At 70.9% G+C, this 17,816-nt stretch carries 22 protein-coding genes; 7 read left to right on the top strand and 15 right to left on the bottom strand.

The features are described from left to right. Positions 1–20: 20 nt before the first annotated feature. Positions 21–311 carry a YbaB/EbfC family nucleoid-associated protein gene (locus DGO_RS10465; protein WP_043802010.1) on the bottom strand — a complete coding sequence of 97 codons (291 nt, stop codon included), beginning with the start codon at positions 309–311 and terminating at the stop codon, positions 21–23. 323 nt (positions 312–634) lie between these two features. On the opposite strand from DGO_RS10465, the gene DGO_RS21130 reads away from it, so the two are divergent. After that, positions 635–1,888, top strand: coding sequence for a peroxiredoxin-like family protein (locus DGO_RS21130; RefSeq protein ID WP_169331008.1), 1,254 nt, complete (start codon positions 635–637; stop codon positions 1,886–1,888). A gap of 10 nt (positions 1,889–1,898) precedes the next feature. On the opposite strand, the gene DGO_RS10455 is transcribed toward DGO_RS21130, so the two are convergent. Next, positions 1,899–2,582 carry an NUDIX hydrolase gene (locus DGO_RS10455; RefSeq protein ID WP_043802009.1) on the bottom strand — a complete coding sequence of 228 codons (684 nt, stop codon included), beginning with the start codon at positions 2,580–2,582 and terminating at the stop codon, positions 1,899–1,901. A 268-nt stretch (positions 2,583–2,850) separates the two neighbouring features. Here DGO_RS10455 and infC point away from each other — a divergent pair, with 268 nt between their 5' ends. Then, positions 2,851–3,450 (top strand): translation initiation factor IF-3, encoded by a 600-nt coding sequence (infC, locus tag DGO_RS10450; protein WP_014685484.1) that lies wholly within the window; start codon positions 2,851–2,853, stop codon positions 3,448–3,450. Positions 3,451–3,590: 140 nt separating this feature from the next. Further along, positions 3,591–3,836 carry a glutaredoxin domain-containing protein gene (locus DGO_RS10445; RefSeq protein ID WP_014685483.1) on the top strand — a complete coding sequence of 82 codons (246 nt, stop codon included), beginning with the start codon at positions 3,591–3,593 and terminating at the stop codon, positions 3,834–3,836. A 117-nt stretch (positions 3,837–3,953) separates the two neighbouring features. Here DGO_RS10445 and DGO_RS10440 read toward each other — a convergent pair whose 3' ends face one another. The 5 genes from DGO_RS10440 to pyrR are packed head-to-tail and all read right to left on the bottom strand — an operon-like array spanning position 3,954 to position 7,515. Beyond that, entirely contained in the window at positions 3,954–5,219 is a 1,266-nt protein-coding gene (locus tag DGO_RS10440; RefSeq protein WP_043802007.1) for a dihydroorotase, read from the bottom strand. Between the two features lie 14 nt (positions 5,220–5,233). Continuing rightward, positions 5,234–5,596 carry a hypothetical protein gene (locus tag DGO_RS10435; protein ID WP_014685481.1) on the bottom strand — a complete coding sequence of 121 codons (363 nt, stop codon included), beginning with the start codon at positions 5,594–5,596 and terminating at the stop codon, positions 5,234–5,236. A gap of 7 nt (positions 5,597–5,603) precedes the next feature. Then, positions 5,604–6,005 carry a hypothetical protein gene (locus DGO_RS10430; protein ID WP_014685480.1) on the bottom strand — a complete coding sequence of 134 codons (402 nt, stop codon included), beginning with the start codon at positions 6,003–6,005 and terminating at the stop codon, positions 5,604–5,606. After that, the gene (locus DGO_RS10425; RefSeq protein ID WP_050920776.1) at positions 6,005–6,970 is read right to left on the bottom strand and encodes an aspartate carbamoyltransferase catalytic subunit; all 966 of its coding nucleotides are present in this window, start codon (positions 6,968–6,970) and stop codon (positions 6,005–6,007) included. The genes DGO_RS10430 and DGO_RS10425 overlap by 1 nt, the downstream gene beginning before the upstream one ends. After that, positions 6,967–7,515: a bifunctional pyr operon transcriptional regulator/uracil phosphoribosyltransferase PyrR gene (gene pyrR / locus DGO_RS10420; protein ID WP_043802004.1), complete on the bottom strand. Its 549-nt coding sequence runs from the start codon at positions 7,513–7,515 to the stop codon at positions 6,967–6,969. The genes DGO_RS10425 and pyrR overlap by 4 nt, the downstream gene beginning before the upstream one ends. 345 nt (positions 7,516–7,860) lie before the next feature. Between pyrR and DGO_RS10415 the strand changes: the two genes are divergently transcribed. After that, positions 7,861–8,355, top strand: a complete 495-nt coding sequence (locus DGO_RS10415) for an Hsp20/alpha crystallin family protein (protein WP_014685477.1) — start codon at positions 7,861–7,863, stop codon at positions 8,353–8,355. Positions 8,356–8,463: 108 nt separating this feature from the next. Here the strand turns inward: DGO_RS10415 and DGO_RS10410 are convergent, their stop codons facing one another. From DGO_RS10410 to DGO_RS10390, 5 genes are all read right to left on the bottom strand, one after another. After that, positions 8,464–9,114: a histidine phosphatase family protein gene (locus DGO_RS10410; RefSeq protein ID WP_043802001.1), complete on the bottom strand. Its 651-nt coding sequence runs from the start codon at positions 9,112–9,114 to the stop codon at positions 8,464–8,466. A 20-nt stretch (positions 9,115–9,134) separates the two neighbouring features. Then, positions 9,135–9,632 (bottom strand): hypothetical protein, encoded by a 498-nt coding sequence (locus tag DGO_RS10405; RefSeq protein ID WP_226991343.1) that lies wholly within the window; start codon positions 9,630–9,632, stop codon positions 9,135–9,137. A gap of 3 nt (positions 9,633–9,635) precedes the next feature. Then, positions 9,636–9,899 (bottom strand): helix-turn-helix transcriptional regulator, encoded by a 264-nt coding sequence (locus DGO_RS10400; protein ID WP_043801999.1) that lies wholly within the window; start codon positions 9,897–9,899, stop codon positions 9,636–9,638. Positions 9,900–9,966: 67 nt separating this feature from the next. After that, complete coding sequence (trhO, locus tag DGO_RS10395; protein WP_043801998.1) at positions 9,967–10,884, bottom strand: oxygen-dependent tRNA uridine(34) hydroxylase TrhO; 918 nt, start codon at positions 10,882–10,884, stop codon at positions 9,967–9,969. A gap of 37 nt (positions 10,885–10,921) precedes the next feature. Then, a complete protein-coding gene (locus tag DGO_RS10390; RefSeq protein WP_014685474.1) occupies positions 10,922–11,632 on the bottom strand; it encodes a c-type cytochrome in 711 nt (236 codons plus the stop codon). 240 nt (positions 11,633–11,872) lie between these two features. Here DGO_RS10390 and DGO_RS23830 point away from each other — a divergent pair, with 240 nt between their 5' ends. Further along, positions 11,873–12,049 (top strand): hypothetical protein, encoded by a 177-nt coding sequence (locus DGO_RS23830; RefSeq protein ID WP_014685473.1) that lies wholly within the window; start codon positions 11,873–11,875, stop codon positions 12,047–12,049. Positions 12,050–12,193: 144 nt separating this feature from the next. Here the strand turns inward: DGO_RS23830 and DGO_RS10385 are convergent, their stop codons facing one another. The 3 genes from DGO_RS10385 to DGO_RS10375 all read right to left on the bottom strand — a co-directional run bounded on the left by DGO_RS10385 (position 12,194) and on the right by DGO_RS10375 (position 15,612). Then, positions 12,194–14,038 (bottom strand): arginine--tRNA ligase, encoded by a 1,845-nt coding sequence (locus DGO_RS10385; protein WP_014685472.1) that lies wholly within the window; start codon positions 14,036–14,038, stop codon positions 12,194–12,196. A 98-nt stretch (positions 14,039–14,136) separates the two neighbouring features. Beyond that, positions 14,137–15,024: an SDR family oxidoreductase gene (locus DGO_RS10380; RefSeq protein WP_014685471.1), complete on the bottom strand. Its 888-nt coding sequence runs from the start codon at positions 15,022–15,024 to the stop codon at positions 14,137–14,139. 204 nt (positions 15,025–15,228) lie between these two features. Beyond that, entirely contained in the window at positions 15,229–15,612 is a 384-nt protein-coding gene (locus DGO_RS10375) for a YchJ family protein (RefSeq protein ID WP_083847273.1), read from the bottom strand. 65 nt (positions 15,613–15,677) lie between these two features. Here DGO_RS10375 and DGO_RS10370 point away from each other — a divergent pair, with 65 nt between their 5' ends. Beyond that, on the top strand, positions 15,678–16,481 hold the full coding sequence (locus tag DGO_RS10370) for a TrmH family RNA methyltransferase (protein WP_043801994.1): 804 nt from the start codon (positions 15,678–15,680) through the stop codon (positions 16,479–16,481). 77 nt (positions 16,482–16,558) lie between these two features. Continuing rightward, complete coding sequence (locus DGO_RS10365) at positions 16,559–17,806, top strand: hypothetical protein (protein WP_043801990.1); 1,248 nt, start codon at positions 16,559–16,561, stop codon at positions 17,804–17,806. Positions 17,807–17,816 lie beyond the last annotated feature (10 nt).

The following is a 17,816-nucleotide window of genomic DNA, read 5'->3' as shown; positions in this document are numbered from 1 at the left end:
CTCCTGGTGCGGGGGGAGACTCAAAATCCGGGGATGCCCAGGCCGCGCGTGGCGTCGCGCTGAAGGTCGTCGGCCTTGCCCGAGGCGTCGTTGATGGCCGCGAGGATCAGGTCTTCGAGGGCCTCGACATCGTCGCCGTCCACCGCTTCGGGCTTGATCTTGAGGGTCTGCACCTTGCCGTGCCCGTTCATCGTGACCGTGACCAGACCGCTGGCGGTACCTTCGACGGTCTGCGCGGCGAGGTCGTCCTGAATCTTGCTGGCCGCGGCCTGCGCCTGCTGCATCTGCTTCATGAGCTTCTTCATGTCCATATGTGGCTTCACTCCTCTTCTGGACGCCGCGCGGCCGGTTTCCCTGGGGAGTGGGCGCGCGGCGGGGATTGCGTCAGTCTACCTTGGACCGGTGCAGCAGACTCCGGGCGAACTCACAGCCCCCAGGGCCGGACCGGGCGACCCTACCCCCGCGCGGGGGTGCTCGGGTCTTCATGTCCTCTCAGCGAACCATCAGCAAGAAGGGCGGTTTTTTCACGGAAAATCGGCTGAGACGGCGCTTTACTGAAGATTCGATTCTTGGGAAAAAACCGTTCGATGTCAGGCAAGTAAACCGTGAGAGGACTGGCGGTACTATGCCGGGCATGTTGATGGTGCCTACACTTCAGGCCGTGACGGACTCGGCGGGAAGCAGTCTGAACGGGAATACCCAGCTCGAGCTGAATTTCGCCGATCCTGCCCTCAAGACGGTCCTTCATTTCCAGGAGGGAAAGATCACCCGTGTCAGCAGCGACCTGCTGCCTTCCTGGAGCGCCGCGCTGGGGACGGCCGGCGTGCATCCGGCGACCATCGCCGAAGCCCAGCAGCGTGGCGGCAACCTCGACGGCGCCCTGAACTATCTGGTGCAGGGCGGTTTCCTCACCGTCGCCACCCTCGCCCGGCTGGCCCACGAGCGGCTGGTGGCGGCGCTGCTGCCGCTCGTGTGGCACAACGCCCTGGTGAGCAGCACCGTGCGCGCGCCGGCGGTGGCCCCCGCACTGCCGACCGCCGTCGGGGCCGCGCAGACCGTGCGTGAGGTCGAGCAGCTGGCCCAGCAGCTCGGGAGCGCCGAGCGTCAGCTGCGGCCCTCGGACCTGCTGCTGGCCTCGCCCCTGAATCCGCCGCACGGCGAAACCGAGGGGCTGATCTACGGCGCGGCGCTGCGGGGCCTGACCCTGGGTGAGATGGCCCGGCGTCTGCCCATGCGCTGGGACGTGCTGGCCCGCACGGCCACGGCCCTGCTGCGAAGCGGTGTGCTGCGGGCCGCCGACGACCGCCTGCCCCGCGTGGTCTCCGAACGCCTCGTGGCCGGTCAGGAGGCCCCCGACTTCTGCCTGCCCGACCTCGCGGGCGGCGAGCAGCGGCTCAGCGATCTGCGCGGCCGGCCGGTGTGGCTGCTGTTCAACCGCCAGAGCACCTGCGCGCTGTGCAACCCCCACAACGCCCAGGTCATCACGCTGCACGAGCGGCTGCGCCAGAAGGGCGTGCAGATCGTCACCGTGTGGGGCAGCAGCATCGACAGCCTCGGGGAGGGGATCGGCAAGATGCGCCCGCCCTATCCGGTGCTGGCCGACCCCCAAGACGAGACCTACGACCGCTACGGCCTGAGCTTCAGCCTGATGGGCACGCTGGACGGCCGCAATATGCCGACCCTGGTCCAGGGCTTCAAGATGATGGGCACCAGCGCCCTGAAGAGCGAGGGTGAACTGCTGCGGATGCCGGCCGAGTTCCTGATCGGCCGCGACGGTGTCATCGAGCGCGCCCACTACAACAGCTTCGGGGCCGACTGGCTGCCCTCGGAGGACGTGCTGGCCTGGGCCGACCGCCAGGCGACCACGATGAGCGCCTTCTGGGACTAGGCCGGGCGAGCTACAGCGCGGCCGAGCGCACGTTCTTGGCCCGCCGGTAGAGCTGGGCGGGCCGCCCGACCCCGCTGCGCCGCTCCCCGCTGGGGACCAGACTGCCCTGGGCCAGCAGCCGCTTACGGAAATTGCGCTTGTCGAGCTTGCGGTTCAGGATCGCCTCGTGCACCGTCTGGAGTTCGGGAAGCGTGAAGGTGTCGGGCAAAAAGTCCAGCGCCAGGTTGGCGTATTCCAGCCGCAGTTGCAGCCGCCCCAGCGCCCGGTCGAGGATCGCGCGGTGGTCGAAGGCCAGCCGGGGCGGGTGGTGGGCCCGCTGCCACGCCGCGCCTACCGTATGTCCCCCGGCGGTGACCTGCACCGTGCCATGCGGGAGCACCGCGAGATGGGCCACGCTGACCACCCGCCCGCGTGGGTCGCGCCCCAGGGCCCCGAAGGTGTAGAACTGCTCCAGGTGCCGGGGTTCGAGGTCCACCGAGGTTTCGGTGCGCAGTTCGCGCAGGGCGGCCTCGTGCAGTTCCTCGCCGGGCTGCACGAAGCCGCCGGGCAACGCCCAGTCGCGGGCGTGCGGCAGCTCGCCGCGCTCGACGAGCAGCACCTGCAACTCGCCGCCGTGCATGGCGAAGGCCACCACGTCCACCGCCAGGCCGACCTGGGTGGCCTGGGCCGGCAGCGAGGGTGCGGCGCGGTTCATCCCCCGATGCTAGGGTTTGTGTCTCTGGTACGTCAAGTATGGGGCCGTTCGGGCCGGGCACGCGCGCCCGGGAAGCCGCAGTGTCCCGTGTTGTCCCAACGCTTGCTCAACAGCTCCCGAACCTGCGGGAAGTGTCCGGGCGTGGTAGACTGTGGGCTGCCCGACTTCAAGCACAGAATGAGGGTCAACGCCAGACGGCGAGACCGGAGCGGTCCCGGCCGGGTGTTGAAGCCGCCCACGACGCCAGCGCGCGCGGGGCGCGGCGGAGGTGATGAACATAGCGAAAGAACACAAGGTCAACGAGCAGATTCGTGTCCGGCAGATTCGTCTGATCGGGGCGGAAGGCGAGCAGATCGGTATCATCGACACCCGTGACGCCATGAACATGGCGCGCGAGAAGGCCCTGGACCTCGTGATGGTCAGTCCACAGGCCGTTCCGCCGGTCTGCCGCCTGCTCGACTATGGCCGGTTCCGCTACGAACAGCAGCAGAACGAAAAGGAAAACCGCAAGCGTGCCCGCTCGCAGGAAGTCAAGGCGATCAAGTTCCGCGTCAAGATCGACGACCACGACTTCAACACCAAGACGGGCCACGTGCGGCGTTTCCTCGAGGAAGGCCACAAGGTCAAGGTCACCATCATGTTCCGCGGCCGTGAGCGCACGCACCCTGAACTGGGTGAGCGCATTCTGGTGCGCGTCGCCGACACCCTGTCGGACATCGGTGCGCCCGAAGGCACGCCCAGCATGATGGGCATGGACATGAACATGATCATGACCCCCAAGGCGGCCCCCGCGCCCAAGAAGGAGCGCGCCGACCAGCCCGCCGACGCGGCCCCGGCGGCCGAACCGAGCGCGGCCGCGAGCGCCTGAGCCCTTCTCGGCCCTGACGGCCCCTGCCCCCGCGGCAGTGGGCCGTTTTCCGTGCCTTTGTGAAGCGGTTCCTGTTGTCCAGGGCTGCTTTACTTTATAAACTAGAGACAACGGGCCAGCGGCCCGACGGAGGTTTCGCCATGATCAAGATGTATACGACGAGCTGGTGCCCCGACTGCCACGCCACGAAGCGTGCCCTGAGCAGCAAGGGCCTGGCCTACGAGGAGATCAACATCGAGCAGGACGAGCAGGCGGCCGAGTACGTGATGAGCGTCAACGGGGGCCGCCGCAGCGTGCCCACGCTGGTGAGCGGCGACGTGGCCCACAGCCTCAGCGGATTCCGTCCCCAGAAGCTCGACGCGTTCCTGGCCGAAGCCGGGCTGTGATTCTCCGGAGCGTCTCGGGGCGGTGAAGGTCCTGAGGCGCACCTGCCGGGATTTCCCTTCGGCGGCACAGCAACAGGCGGGCGGCCCTGTGGAAGGGCCGCCCGCCTGTTGTTGCCTCTACTCGCGCTGGTAGGCGACCTGGCCGTCCACCACGGTCAGCAGGGGCCAGCCGCGCAGGGTCTCGCCGGCCCAGGGGGTGAACTTGGCCTTGCTGCGGAATTCGGCCGGATTCACGGTGCGCGCGGTCTCCAGGTCCAGCACCACGAGGTCGGCGGGGGCGCCCACGTCCAGCGAGGGCTCGGGCCAGCCCATGACGCGCGCCGGGGCGGCCGTCATGAGGTGAAGCAGACGGTCGAGCCCCAGCGTCTCGCCGAAGCGGGTCCACATGAGCGGAAAGGCCAGTTCGATGTAGGCGATGCCGCTGGGCGCGTCGAGCAGGTCGCGTTCCTTCTCGGCGCGGGTGTGCGGGGCGTGGTCGGTGGCGAGGCAGTCCACGCTGCCGTCGAGCAGCCCTGCGAGCAGGTGGTCGGCGTCGGCCTGGGTGCGCAGCGGCGGCGCGACCTTGTAGATGGCGTCGAAGGACCGCAGCGCCTCGTCGGTGAGGGTGAGGTGGTGGGGGCAGACCTCGCAGGTCACGCTCAGGCCGCGCGCCTTGGCCGCGCGCACGAGGTCGAGGGCACGCGCCGTGCTGAGATGCTGGATATGCAGCCGCGCCGGTCGCCCCTGGGCGTGCAGGCCGGCCAGAATTTCGAGGTCGCGGGCCACGCGCGCCGCCTCGGCCGCCGCCGGATTGCCGGGCAGGCCCAGCGCCTCGGACACCGGTCCCTCGTTCATCACGCCGTCGGCGCGCAAAGAGGCGTCCTCGGCATGCACGCTGACGACCATGCCCAGGCTGCCTGCGTACTCCAGGCCCAGCCGCAGCACGCGGGCGTCCTCATTGGTGCGCCCGTCGTCGGTGAACATGGCGGCGCCCGCGCCTTTCAGGGCGGCCAGTTCGGCCAGCGCTTCCCCGCGCTGCCCGCGCGTGAGGGCGGCGGCCGGACGCAGGCGCGCCGTGCCCAGCGTCAGGGCTTTCTCGGTCAGGGCGCGCACGGTGGCCGGTTCGTCCACGACCGGCGAGGTGTTGGGCATCGAGACGACGGTGCCGTAGCCGCCCGCCGCCGCCGCCGCGAGCCCCGAGTGGAGGTCTTCCTTCTCGGTCTGGCCGGGTTCGCGCAGGTGGGCGTGCAGTTCGATCAGGGCGGGGGCGACCGTACCGCCCTGGCCGTCGAGGACGCGGCCTTCGGGGGGCAGGTTCCAGCCCTTGATGCGGCCGTGTTCGACCGTCACGCTTTCGGTCTGCCCGCTGCCGGGGCGCTTGATGTTGGTGATGGTCAGGGTCATGGAACTCCTTGGGATCAGGGAAGGGTCCGCGCGGCGTCGACCTGCCGCACGCCGTTCTGGTCGGCGATGAAGGCCAGCCCGTTCTTGAAGCGGACCTGCACCTCGTACTCGTGTTCGCCCGAAACGCTGGCGGTGCAGAACTCGATCTGGTTGAGGCGCAGCGTCACCGGAATGACGAGCCGGGGGTCGTTACAGCCCGCGCCCTCGATGCGCTCGCCCTCGTTGTTCACCATCGCTACGGGCAGGCTCAGAGCGGCGGTGTAGGCGTAGGCGCGGGCTTCGGCCAGCACGGCGGCGGGGTGGGGGGCCGATGCGGCCTGGGCCGGCAGAGCCGTGATCAGGGCGAACAGCAGGGAGAAGGCAGGAACTCTGAACATGGCGGCTCTATTTTCCGCTTTTCGGCGCGGAGGGGGCCGGGTCCAGCGGGCGGACGCCGTTCTGATCGATCTCGAAGGCCAGACCGCCCGAGAAACGCACCTCGGCGTGGTAGTCGTCCTCGCTGCGGATGGAGGCCGAGCAGGATTCGACCCGGTTGAACCGGAGCGTGGCGAATATTTCCAGCCGCTCGTCGTCGCAGCGGGTCAGGCTCAGGGGGCGCTGTCCGCCGTCCTGAAAGGCCACCAGCAGGGCGATCCGGACCCACAGGGCGTAGTTGTAGGCCTCAGTGGCAGAGGCGCGGCCGTAGGCCTGTTGAAGCCGCGTGAGGGCGGCGCTGGCTCCCGCATTGCCCCCACCGGCCAGCAGCAGCGTCCCGGCCAGCAGGACCGGGAATGTGCGGCGCACCATCAGTCGCGCCCCACCAGCAGGTGGTACAGCACGCTCATGCGGACGGCCTGCCCGTTCTCGACCTGCTTGAGGATGCGGCTGCGCGGGCCGTCGGCCGCCTCGCTGCTGATTTCCAGGTCGCGGTTCATGGGGCCGGGGTGCAGCACGATGGCCCCGCTCTCGGCCTCCTGCATCAGGCGCTCGTTGACTTGGTAGTGGTCGGCGTACTCCTGGAGGCTCGCGAGGTAGCCGCCCGACATGCGCTCCTGCTGGAGCCGCAGCGCCATGACCGCGTGGGCGCCGCGCACGGCGTCTTTCGCGTCGGTGGTGAGGCGCACGCCCGGCATGCCCGCCAGGCCTTCCGGCAGCAGCGTGGCGGGGCCGCACAGCACGACCTCGGCGCCCAGCTTGGGCAGCAGTTCGGCGTTGCTGCGCGCGACCCGCGAATGCCGCACGTCCCCGATGATGGCAATTTTCTTGCCCTCCAGCGAGCCGTATTCCTGGCGCACCGTGTAGGCGTCAAGCAGCGCCTGGGTGGGGTGGGCGCGGCGGCCGTCGCCCGCGTTGATGACCGGCTTGCCGCTGTAGCGCGCGACCAGATGCGCGGCCCCGGCGGCGTGGTGGCGCACGACGTAGGCGTCCACCTTGTAGGCGGTCAGGACCTCCACGGTGTCGCGCAGCGACTCGCCCTTGCTCACGCTGCTGCTGCCCGCCGCGAAGGTCAGCACGTCGGCGCTCATGCGCCGGGCGGCCAGCTCGAAGCTCGTGCGGGTGCGGGTGCTGTTCTCGAAAAAGGCGTTGCAGACCGTCAGGCCCTGCAGCGCCGGCACCTTCTTGACGGGCCGGTCGAGCACCTGAAGCATGGTATCGGCGTTGTTCAGCACGCTCTCCAGGCGCTCGGGTGTCCAGTCCTGGAAATCCAGCAGGTGCCGGGGCCGGCCGGAGGACGAGGGGCCGGCAGGGAGACGGGGGGCAGCGGCGCTCACGCTTCTTCCTCGCGGTCCCACAGCTCGACGACGTCTTCGCCGTCACTCTCACGCAGCTTCACCTTGACCTGCTCGCTGCGGGCGGTCGGGAGGTTCTTGCCCACGTAGTCGGCGCGGATGGGCAGTTCGCGGTGGCCCCGGTCCACCAGCACGGCGAGCTGGATGCTCTCGGGCCGGCCGAGGTCGATCAGGGCGTCGAGCGCGGCGCGCACCGTGCGGCCGGTGTACAGCACGTCGTCCACCAGCACCACGCGGCGGTTACGCAGGTCAAAGGGCACCTGGGTGTCGCGGATGATCGGCTGCTGCGCGATCTCGGTCAGGTCGTCGCGGTAGAGCGTGATGTCGAGGCGGCCAGTAGGCACCTCGACGCCTTCGAGTTCGCTGAGCTTGGCGGCCAGGCGCGCCGCGAGCGGAATGCCGCGCGTGTGGATGCCGATGAGGGCGAGCTGCTCGGCACCCCGGTTGCGCTCGACGATCTCGTGCGCGATGCGGGTCAGCGCCCGGCGGACCTCGTCGCCGCTGAGGATGGTGGCCTTGGGGGTCATGGGCGCCCTCCGGCACACATGAAAAAAACGCCGCCCAGCGCGCGCTGAGGGCCATTGACGGTTCTGAACATGACGACTCCTTCTCCTGCCTCACGGGGCGGGCGCAGCCTCACGGGACTGCCGAGAGAGGGTGATGGCGTCCCGGAAATGTGCCGGGGCCTCAGCCGTCCGGGAGTGTAACAGACTTCCCGACTTCCGCCCGCATCTTCCAGTCGCTGTGCGCCTCGCCGTTCCAAAGACGCACTAAACTTGACACGATAGGACTTAGGTTTTATATTGGATTCATCGGAGCGAAGGGGGCTGCCCCGCCGCTCCTCCCCAGATCACCCCTCAGGAGGTTCCCGCATGATGCGATTTGATCCTTTCCGTGAAATCGAAGAATTGACCCAGCGCATGGACCGCGCCTTCGGCGGCCCCGCCGCCCACGCCGCCCGCCTCGCGCCCCCGGTGGACGTGCATGAGAGCGCCGGCGGCCTGGAACTGACCCTGGACCTGCCGGGCGTGAAGCCGGAAGACATCCAGATCGAGGCCGAGAATCAGACCCTGAGCGTGCAGGCCGAGCGCAAGTACGCCCGCGAGGAGGGCCGGACCGCCCACCGCGTCGAGCGTGCCTACGGCACCCTGAGCCGCACCTTCAGCGTGCCCGCCAAGTACGACCTGACGAAGGTGGAGGCCGACTTCGACCACGGGACCCTCACCCTGCGCGTGCCCCGCAGCGAGGCGGCCCAGAAGCGCAGTGTCAGCGTGCGCAGCGGCGGGCAGCTCACCGCCGGCAAGACGGTCGAGGCGGGCGCCGCGCCCGAGCAGACCGATGGGCACGCCCCCGCCCAGCAGGCCTGAGCCTCCGCACAATTTCCGCAAGACAAGCGCCCCAGCCGGAGCCGGGGCGCTTGTCTGTCTGTCGGATTGGTATGGGCGTGGCCCTTCGGGAGCGCGGCGCTGGGCCGTTTACAGCGGGGCCAGGTGGTCGGCCTGTGCCAGCCGCGACCCATGAATCTGCCGGTCCGCGCCGACCTCCAGCACCGAGTAGCCGGTGTTGCGGTGGTTGTAGGTGCCGCCGCGCCAGTGGGTCTGGTAGTCGAGTTCCAGCAGGCGCGAGAGCAGCGACCAGATGGCGATGCCGTGCGAGACGACCACCAGCGTCTCGCCCTCGCCGGGCCAGTGGGCGTGGACATGTGCGAGCATCCGTGCGCCGACGGCCGCCGGGGTCTCGCCGCCGGGCGCGCAGCACTCGGGATCGCCGTCCCAGAAGCGTGCGCTCAGGGCCGCCTCGTTCAGCGACACGTCGTCGATGGGCTGGCCCTCCCAGCTGCCCAGCAGGATCTCGCGCAGCGCCGGAAAGCTCTCGTGGACGCCGCCGATCTCCGCGCGCAGCGCCTCGGCGGTGGCGTAGGCCCGGCTCAGGTCGCTGCTGTGGATGCGGGTGGCCCGGACGCCCTGCGCCCCCAGGTGCCGGGCGAGTTGCGCGGCCTGGCCCCGCCCGGTCTCGTCGAGCGGAATGTCGATGTGGCCCTGGATACGGCGCTCGCGGTTGTGCGCCGTCTGGCCGTGGCGTACCAGGATGATGCGGGCGGTGGGGGAGGGGTCGGGCAGGGTCATGGGGTCATTCTCGCAGGGCTTCACTCTTCGGGCAGGTCCTCGTGCAGCGCGGCCAGAATGCGCGGCAGGCCGTCGTACCCGGCGGCGGCCACGAGGACGAACAGGCCCCAGGCGACCTCCGTACTCGCGCCCGCGAAGGGATTGAGCGCCGGAAACCGGGTAATCAGGCCGCCGCCGAGCAGGGTCGCCAGGAAGATGACCCACAGCAGTCGCCCGGAAAGGGTGAAGGCGCGGGCCACGAAAGCGTCGCGGGTGTGGCGTTCGTACTCGTCGAGCTGCGCCTCCCGGCGAAACAGCCGGGTCCAGACCCAGGCCTGCGAGGTCAGGCCGTGCAGACAGACCGCCGCGACCGGCATCAGCAGCAGTGGCCACAGGCCGCCCCAGTGTTCCGCGTCCAGGCTGGGCAAGAAAAGTTGCAGGCCCAGTACGCTCAGGCCCAGGCCCGCTGCCAGCGTGCGGCGGCGCGTCATCGGAAGGGTACGGGTGTAGGCCGGCGGCAGCGTGGGGGTCAGGGACATCGGTTACTCCTTGGGGGCATACACCTGCGCGCTCAGGGACGGCAGGGGCGAGAGCGAGAAGATGGCCTCGACCGGCAGGCCGAACACCTGCGCCGCCTTCAGGGCCAGTTCCAGGCTGGGGCCATAGTCGCCGCGCTCGATGAACCCGACCGACTGCGGATGGATGCCGATGGCGGCGGCCAGTTCCGCCCGGCTCATCCCCCGCTCGGCGCGCAGGGCCGCCAGACGGTTGTAGAGTTTGCCCTCGGGGGGGCGTTTGGCAACCATAACGGTATGTTATGTATACATAACGCACCTGTCAACGATCGGACTGGGTGGTCCAGTCCCGCCCTTTTCAGCCCCCGTAGACCTGCCGTTGGCGCTCGCGGAAGGCGGCCTTCTGTGCGGCAGTGGTCCGTCCGGCGCAGTGCTCGCAGCTCACGCCTTCCTCGTACTCGGGGTGCGCCTGCTCCTGCGGGGTCAGCGGCCAGCCGCACGAATGGCACATGATGGCCTCGCCCTCGCGCAGGCCGTGGCCCACCGCCACCCGCCCGTCGAAGACGAAGCACTCGCCCTCCCAGCGACTATGCTCCTCGGGCACCTGTTCCAGATATTTCAGGATGCCGCCGCGCAGGTGCAGCACGTCGGTAAAACCGCGTTCCAGCAGCAGGCTGGTGCTCTTCTCGCAGCGGATGCCTCCGGTGCAGAACATGGCGACCCGTTTGCCCGCCAGCTCGCCCGCGTGCGCGTCGAGCCATGCCGGAAACTCACGGAAACTGTCCAGCTCCGGATCGAGCGCGCCCTGGAAGGTGCCCGCCTTGACCTCGTAGCGGTTGCGCGTGTCCACGACCACCACGTCCGGGTCGGCCAGCAGGGCGTTCCAGTCCTCGGCCTCGACATAGGTGCCGACCCGCTCGCGCGGCGTGACCGGCACGCCCAGTGTCACGATCTCGGCCTTGAGGCGCACCTTGAAGCGTTTGAAGGGCCGCTCGGCCGCCTCCGACTCCTTGTATTCCAGCCGCGCGAATCCGGCGGCCCGCAGCGCGGCGCGCAACTCGTCGATGGCCGCCCGCGACCCGGCCACCGTGCCGTTGATGCCCTCGGGGGCGACGATCAGGGTGCCGCACAGGCCCAGGCGCGCGCCCAGGGCCGCCAGATCGCCGCGCAGCGCCGCCGGGTCTTCCGGCGCGCGGAATTCGTACAGGGCCGCGACCACCCAGGGCGCGGCGGACAGGGCAGGGACGGACGGGGAGGGGAGGGGCGGCACCGGCATCGCGGCCCAGTCTAGCCCCGTGTCCCCACGCGGCGGCTCACTTCATGCTGCTGATATAGGCGGCCAGGGCCTTCAGGTCGTCGTCGGTCAGGGGCTTCAGGGCGATGCGCATGGCGTCGGGGTGCGGCACGCCGAAGCGTGGGGTGTCGCGGAATTCGTGCAGGATCTCCAGGCCGTATTCGGGCGCGAGGTTGGTCACGCTGGCGATGCCCTGGCGGTCGGCGCCGCGCCCGTCCTCGCCGTGGCATACCGCGCAGGCGATCACGTTGCGGTCGTTGTCGCCCCCCTGGAACAGCGCCGCGCCGCGCGCCCGCAGCGCCGGGTCGGCCGCCCAGGCTGGTCCCGGCTCCCCGGCCGCGAAGTAGGCCGCGAGGTCCGCGATGTCCTGGTCCGAGAGCCGCGACGCCACCCCCTGCATGACGGCGCTGGGCCGCAGCTTGGCCCGGAACACCGAGAGCTGGAACCGGGTATAGCTCGGTACCTGTCCGGCGAGGCCGGGAACGCTGGCCTGGGCACTCACGCCGCCGGGGCCGTGGCAGCCCGCGCAACTGCGGCTCAGGGTCTGGCCACGCGCCGCGTCGGGCGCGGCGAATTTCAGCACCAGGCCGGGCGGCGGTCCCCCGGCGGGTGCGCCCTGACCGGCTGGAGCCGCGCCGCCCGGCGGCGTGCCCTGGGCCCCGGCCCACAACACGGGAATGCACATGAGGAGCGGAATTGCCAGCCATCCGAAACGACGAGCCTGTCCCATGACGCCCTCCTGAAGGTGAGGGTTCAAGTGTACCACGTATCACATTGTGCCCGGTTCAGCAAGGCCTTCTGGGAGACGGCTGGCACGCGTGTTTCCGGCACCGGGAAGGGCCGGCGACCGGAGACCCAAGACCCCTTCACCGTCCCCTGCGGGTCGGACCGGTCAGGTGTGCGATGGTCGGTTCACCCGCCTCCGCGCGGCCAAGCCCTTCCCCTTTTTCTGCGCCTCAGGAGGCCCACCATGACCGATCCCGACAAGCAAGGCGAACGCGGCCAGCTCTCCGATACGGCGCGCCCCGAACAGGAGACCCAGGGCGTACCTGCCCACGAACAGCCCGCCTCGCAGGCTCCCGGCGAGAACGGCGGTGCGGGTGAGCACGGCCGTCCCTCCGACGATTCGGACCCCGGGCACAGCTGAAACGACGGAACGGGCCGGCGCGCTGCAAGAGCGCCGGCCCGGTTCTTTAAGGGGCTGTTCCGGAGATCGTCCGTTCGGCCGACGGCCCGGAGCGGGGCCGGGCTGCCCAGACCCCGGTGTCGGCGACCCGGTCCGGGACACGGCTCACATCGCCGCCGGCACCTCGATCCCGATGAGGTCCAGCGTCTCCTCGAAGGCGCGGCGCAGGCGGGCGACCAGGGCCAGCCGGGCCTCGCGCAGCCCTTCTTCGGATTGCAGGACGTTGGTGGCGGGCTTGCCCTGTTTGGTCTTTGCGTTGTACCAGGCGTTGAAGCTCGTGGCGAGGTCCAGGGCGTACTGAGCGACCACGTGCGGCGAGTGCACGCGCACGCTCTGGGCCACGACCTCGGGCAGGCGGGCGACCTGCTTGGCGAGGGTCAGGTCGATGTCGGGCATGGCGTCCCAGTCGGCTCCGGTGCCGTCTATGGCGTACCCGGCCTCCTCGGCGCGGCGCAGGATGTTGGCCGCGCGCACCGCCGCGTACTGGATGTACGGCGCGGTGTCGCCGTTCAGGGCCAGCGCCTGCTCCCAGCGGAAGTCGATCTTGCGGGTCGGCTCGGCCTTGAGCATCGCGAAGCGGATGGCCCCGATGCCGATGCGCCGGGCGATCTCGTCGGCGTCGCTGCGCCCCGCCAGGTCGGGGTTGAGCTTGGCGAGCTCGGCCAGGGCGCGCTTCTGGGCCTCGTCCATCGCGGCGTCGGCGCTCACGGCGATGCCCTTGCGCCCGCTGATGGTCTGGCCTTCGAGCGTCACGAAGGCGTACGAGAGGTGGATGCTGCGCGCCTCCTTCTCGGTCTCGCCGGCCACGCCGAGCGCCGAGCGCACCACGGTCTGCGGGTGGTCCTGGCGCGAGTCGATCACGTTGATGACCTCGTCGGCGTGCCCGAAGCGCCGCTCCAGGTCGGGCTGGCCGTCGGGCGCGCTCGTCCAGACGGTGTGGCCGCCGGGATCGGTGGCGAAGGGCTTGAACTTCATGCCCTCGAACAGCCCGAACTTCCAGAACTGGTAGCCGATGTCCTTGGCGGCGTACATGGCCGTGCCGCCGGAACGGATCAGCACCACGTTGGGTTCTTCGAGGCCCGGCATGAATTCGGACACGTCCATGACGAAGGCCCCGGCGTATTTGCCCTCGGTCGGGTGCGAGGTGTAGCGGCTGCCCTCCAGGATGTTCATGGCCTGACTCAGGAAGCCGCTGCCGACCACGTCGGATTCCCAGTTCAGCAGGTCGTAGCGCGCGCCCAGCCGGAAACAGGTGTCCAGGTGCGCGTGCACGATCTTCTCGACCTCGGCGCGCAGTTCGCCCTCTTCCAGGCGGTGCATCACGGCGCTGATGCCGGGTTCGAGGTCGGCCTTGGCGGGGTCGGCGTTCAGACGCACGTAGCCCTCGCCCATCCAGTGGTCGTATTTCTGGGTGCCGTCCCACACGCGGCCGTAGTGCGACACGGCGAACAGCGACTCGGCCGCCTGGCGCCCGGTGTCGTCGATATAGTTCTGGACCTCGACCGTGTGGCCCGCCGCGCGGAAGATGCGCGCCATGCTGTCGCCCAGCACCACGTTGCGTACGTGCCCGACGTGCAGTTCCTTGTTGGGATTCACCGACGTGTGCTCGATGACCACCTTGCCGTGCTCGGCCGCGCTGCCGCCCGTGGGGGCCGCGAAGGGCGTCTCGACCACGCCGCGCACGAAAGCGCCCGAGTCGAGAAAGAAGTTCAGGAACGGCCCGGCGGCCTCGACCTTGCGGATGCCCTGGGGCAGCGCGACCGCCGCGGCGAGCTGAGCGGCGATCTGGGCGGGGTTGCCCCCGGCGCTCTTGGCCATCTGGAAGGCGGCGGGCGTGCCGTAGTCGCCGGGCTTGCTGGCGGGGGTTTCCTGAATCGCGGCGTCCACCGGCATCCCCAAGTCTTGCGCGGCGGCCTCGACGGCGGTCTTGAGTTGGGCCTTCAAATCCATTCGGAGAGTCTAGAGCATCCGGCAAAAGAAGGCGCCCGCACTGTTCCGGCCAGCGCGGGCGAATTTAGGCGCTCAGGACGGGGAATTGGAGGTCCGGATCAGTTCCCCTCGCTGCCGGTCAGCCGCCGCACCTCGCGCAGCACCTCGGGCCAGGTGGGGGCGTGCAGGCCCGCGTACTCCTCGCTCAGGGTCCACAGGCGCTCGGCCGCGCCGTCGTCCTGGGCCCGTGGGCCCATCGGGGCCGGGCGGCTCTTGTCGTAGTAGGCCCCCGGGAGGACGGCGTCCGGCGTACTCGCCAGGTAGATGCTCGTCTGCGCGCCCTCCTCCGGCGAGATGGCGAAACGGTCCACGAGATGGTACAGGCGGCTCATGCGCCCGTCGCGCGACGTGTGCCCGAAGCCGCTGGCGACCATGCCGGGGTGCAGCGACGTGCTGGAGAGCCAGGGCTCGCGCCGGGCCAGCTCACGGGCGAAGAGGACGTTGGCGAGCTTGCTCTGGCCGTAGGCCCCCCACGCGCTGTATCCCCGGCGGAACTCGGGGTCGTCGAAGCGGATCCGCCCGAACAGGTGCGCCGCCGAGGCGACCGTGACCACCCGGGCCTGCGGCGACTCGCGCAGCAGCCCCAGCAGTTCATGGGTGAGCACGAAGGGCGCGAGGTGGTTGAGCGCCCAGGTCATCTCCAGGCCTTCACGCGTCTCGCGGCGCTTCTCGAAGATGGCCCCGGCGTTGTTCACCAGCACGTCCAGGCGGCCGAAGCGCTCCCGGTACTCGGCGGCGGCGCGGCGCACCTGCGCGAGTTCGCTCAGGTCGGCGACGACGCTGCCCGCCGCGCCCGTCTCGGCCACCACCCGCTCGGTCTTGTGCGGGTCGCGCCCCATGACCACCACCTGCGCTCCCCGTCGCGCCAGCTCGCGGGCCGTGACCAGCCCGATGCCGCCCGTCGCGCCGCTCACCAGCACGGCCCTGCCCGACATATCCCCGTTCATGGCCCCAGCATACGGGGCCCGCCCGCCCGGGGCCGCCGCCCCACAACGGAAAAGAAAGGCCGGCCCCCCGCAGACCGGGAGAGGCCAGCCTCTCGGCACCGGCGGGCTTCACCCGGCCCGCCTCGTGATGCAGTGCTTGAATGCCCGGAGTGTACGCCGCGCCCGCTCACAGGCTTGTCACAGGCGGTGGCCCTGGCCCGGTCCTCAGGTCAGGTCGCCGTCCACATAGACCCACGCGCCGCCCAGGCGCGTAAAACGGCTGCGTTCGCGGAAACTGCCCGGCCCCTGTCCCGGCGCGCGCAGCCGCACCGTGAACTCGACCTCGTCGTCCTGGGCGGCGTGGACCTTCAGGCCCAGGTAGCGCGTGCCGTCGTCCAGGTTCAGGTCGGGGGGGCAGTGGTCGGGGTGCCAGGTGCGCCGCACGAAGGCTTCGTCCCCCAGCGCGAAGGCCGAGTAGCGCGCCCGCATCAACGTTTCCGGGGTCGCCGCCGGAGCCGTGCCGTCGTGGGCGGGGCGGCAGCACGCCGCGTAGCTGCGCCCCGAGCCGCAGGGGCAGGACTTGAAGGGTGGGTGCGGCCGGGGAGGCATGGCCCAGGCTAGCACCCGGCCTGCGGCGGCCCGCGCCGCCCGGGGAGACCTTCTACAATCGGCGGGTGAACCGCTCGCCCGAGGCCATCACTTCGCTGCAAAACCCCCAGGTCAAGCGCCTGGTCCGCCTGCGGGGCCGCCGCGAGCGCGAAGGAGAGGGCGTGATGCTCGTCGAGGGCGCACGTGAGCTGTCGCGCGCCGTCGCCGCCGGGGTGCGCCCGCACGAGCTGTACCTGTGCCCCGAGCTGTTCAGCCCCGAGGCGCAGGAACTGGTACCGGGTCTGGAGACCGCGCTGGGGGGCGGGCGGGCCACACTGCTGTCACGCCTGGCCTTCGAGAAGGTCAGTGGGCGCGAGAACCCCGACGGCGTGCTGGGGGTCGCGCCGCTGCCCGTTCCCGCGCTGCCCGACCTGGGCCGGCGGGCACTGGTGGTCGTGCTGCACGGCCTGGAGAAACCCGGCAACGTCGGGGCCATCCTGCGTACCGCCGACGCGGCCGGGGCCGACGCCGCCGTGGTGCTGGGGCGCGGGGCCGATCCCTACGGCCCCAACGTGATCCGGGCCAGCCAGGGCAGCGTCTTCGCGGTGCCCACCCTGGCCCTGGGCGAGGAGGAGGCGCTGGCCTGGCTGGCCGAGCAGGGGTTCCGGACGGTGGCCTGTACCCCCGACGCCCGGCAGGACTACTGGGACGCCCCGCTGACCGGTCGCGTGGCGCTGCTGCTGGGGACCGAGCACGCCGGGCTCCCCCCGGAGTGGCGGCGCGCGCACGAGGCGGTGCGGGTGCCGATGCACGGGCAGGCCGACTCGCTGAACGTGGCGACGGCGGCGGCCCTGGTGCTGTACGAGTGCGTGCGGCAGTCGCGGGCGTAGCGGAAGCGCAGACGGTGGGCCGGGCCTTGTCGGCCAGACCCCTGTAAGACTGCGCCTGCAAGAGTCATGCTCAACCTATGAGTGCGCCTTCCTCGGCCTTCACGTCCAAAGACCCCTACCGCCTGTGGCTGCTGTCGCGCCTGGGCGAAGAGTTCGGCGTCAAGGGGGCCGAGCGGATCATCCAGGAGGCGGTCCTGCGCCGGGGCTGGACGCCGGGCCGCCCCCTGGGGCCGCGCGACGTGGTGGCGGCCCTTCAGGACGTGTACCGCCAGATGACCGAAAGCGGCGACGAGGCCCGCGCCGACCGCTGGCTCCAGGACGCCTCGCGCGACCTCGCCAAGCTGGCCGAGTCGGTGCCTGAACCCGCCGCGCCGCAGGAACCGGCGGCCGGGCAGGGAGAGGAGGGGGCCGCGCCCGTGCCGACCGTGCCCGTACCGACCGTCCCGGTGCCGCAGCCGGCGGCCTGGGGACGGCGCGCCCACGACCTGCCGCTCATGCTGGCGCGGGTCCACGCCCAGATCGCGGCGCGCAGCCTGAACACCATCCGCGCCGAGGGGACGCTGCTGCGGCTGGAGCGGGCGGCCGAGTGGGACATGCAGGCCGCCCAGGCCGAGGTGCGCCGCTGGGAGACCGAGGCGCTGCTCTCGCAGCTGCGCGCCGCGCACGCCCGCGCCGAGCTGGCCGACCAGGTGGCGACCGCCCGCGCGCAGGCCGAGGTCCTGCGCCTGAACATCCGCGAGCTTGAGGAGCTGTCCCGGCCCAGCCAGAGCTCGGCCGCGCAGCTCGCCCACGCCCGACTGACCCTGAGCCAGACCCAGGCCTTTCTCGACGCCTTCGCGCCGCTGGTGGGCACCCAGGACGCCGACGCCCCCCTGAGCATGTTGCAGCTGGACCTACGCAGCCCGCGCTTCTCGCTGGGGGTGGCGCTGCATCCCGACGTGCTGCGCGCCCGCTACGGCCTGAACGTGGCGCTGTGGCAGGCCGGCGAGGCGGGCGAGCAGGCCCCCAGCGTGCAGGAGGCCCGGCGCGCACTGACCCAGGCCGAAGCCCTGGCCGCCGCCCAGCTGGACAACACCCTGAACGCCGCGCGCGGCCATCAGGACGCCCTCCAGGAGCTCGCGCGCCGGGCGCTGGAGATTGAGGGCCGGGCCGACAAGCTGGCCCGCGTGGGCGGCGACCCCCTGAGCCGCGCCCGCCTGACCCTGGAGTGGCGTCAGGTCCGGGCGGCGGCGCGCGTGCAGTCCGGGCGTCTCGAGGAAGCGGTGGCGCTGCTGGAGGCCCTGGTGGGGGAGGGGGGCGGCGACCAGCCCCAGAGCGCGACCTGAGCCGGGACCG

This window comes from Deinococcus gobiensis I-0, assembly GCF_000252445.1.
Taxonomy (GTDB): Bacteria; Deinococcota; Deinococci; order Deinococcales; family Deinococcaceae; genus Deinococcus; species Deinococcus gobiensis.
Note: the sequence above shows the minus strand (reverse complement) of the source record. Positions and strands in the feature narration are given on the sequence as shown.

Coding starts and splice junctions, on each gene's coding strand:
- DGO_RS10400 (WP_043801999.1), bottom strand. CDS start 9,899: ATGGTTGCCAAACGCCCCCCCGAGGGCAAACTCTACAACCGTCTGGCG.
- DGO_RS10430 (WP_014685480.1), bottom strand. CDS start 6,005: ATGGTGCGCCGCACATTCCCGGTCCTGCTGGCCGGGACGCTGCTGCTG.
- DGO_RS10365 (WP_043801990.1), top strand. CDS start 16,559: ATGAGTGCGCCTTCCTCGGCCTTCACGTCCAAAGACCCCTACCGCCTG.
- DGO_RS10440 (WP_043802007.1), bottom strand. CDS start 5,219: ATGACCCTGACCATCACCAACATCAAGCGCCCCGGCAGCGGGCAGACC.
- DGO_RS23830 (WP_014685473.1), top strand. CDS start 11,873: ATGACCGATCCCGACAAGCAAGGCGAACGCGGCCAGCTCTCCGATACG.
- trhO (WP_043801998.1), bottom strand. CDS start 10,884: ATGCCGGTGCCGCCCCTCCCCTCCCCGTCCGTCCCTGCCCTGTCCGCC.
- DGO_RS10380 (WP_014685471.1), bottom strand. CDS start 15,024: ATGAACGGGGATATGTCGGGCAGGGCCGTGCTGGTGAGCGGCGCGACG.
- pyrR (WP_043802004.1), bottom strand. CDS start 7,515: ATGACCCCCAAGGCCACCATCCTCAGCGGCGACGAGGTCCGCCGGGCG.
- DGO_RS10465 (WP_043802010.1), bottom strand. CDS start 311: ATGGACATGAAGAAGCTCATGAAGCAGATGCAGCAGGCGCAGGCCGCG.
- DGO_RS10390 (WP_014685474.1), bottom strand. CDS start 11,632: ATGGGACAGGCTCGTCGTTTCGGATGGCTGGCAATTCCGCTCCTCATG.
- DGO_RS10415 (WP_014685477.1), top strand. CDS start 7,861: ATGATGCGATTTGATCCTTTCCGTGAAATCGAAGAATTGACCCAGCGC.
- DGO_RS21130 (WP_169331008.1), top strand. CDS start 635: ATGTTGATGGTGCCTACACTTCAGGCCGTGACGGACTCGGCGGGAAGC.
- DGO_RS10410 (WP_043802001.1), bottom strand. CDS start 9,114: ATGACCCTGCCCGACCCCTCCCCCACCGCCCGCATCATCCTGGTACGC.
- DGO_RS10375 (WP_083847273.1), bottom strand. CDS start 15,612: ATGCCTCCCCGGCCGCACCCACCCTTCAAGTCCTGCCCCTGCGGCTCG.
- DGO_RS10405 (WP_226991343.1), bottom strand. CDS start 9,632: ATGTCCCTGACCCCCACGCTGCCGCCGGCCTACACCCGTACCCTTCCG.
- DGO_RS10385 (WP_014685472.1), bottom strand. CDS start 14,038: ATGGATTTGAAGGCCCAACTCAAGACCGCCGTCGAGGCCGCCGCGCAA.
- DGO_RS10445 (WP_014685483.1), top strand. CDS start 3,591: ATGATCAAGATGTATACGACGAGCTGGTGCCCCGACTGCCACGCCACG.
- DGO_RS10435 (WP_014685481.1), bottom strand. CDS start 5,596: ATGTTCAGAGTTCCTGCCTTCTCCCTGCTGTTCGCCCTGATCACGGCT.
- DGO_RS10455 (WP_043802009.1), bottom strand. CDS start 2,582: ATGAACCGCGCCGCACCCTCGCTGCCGGCCCAGGCCACCCAGGTCGGC.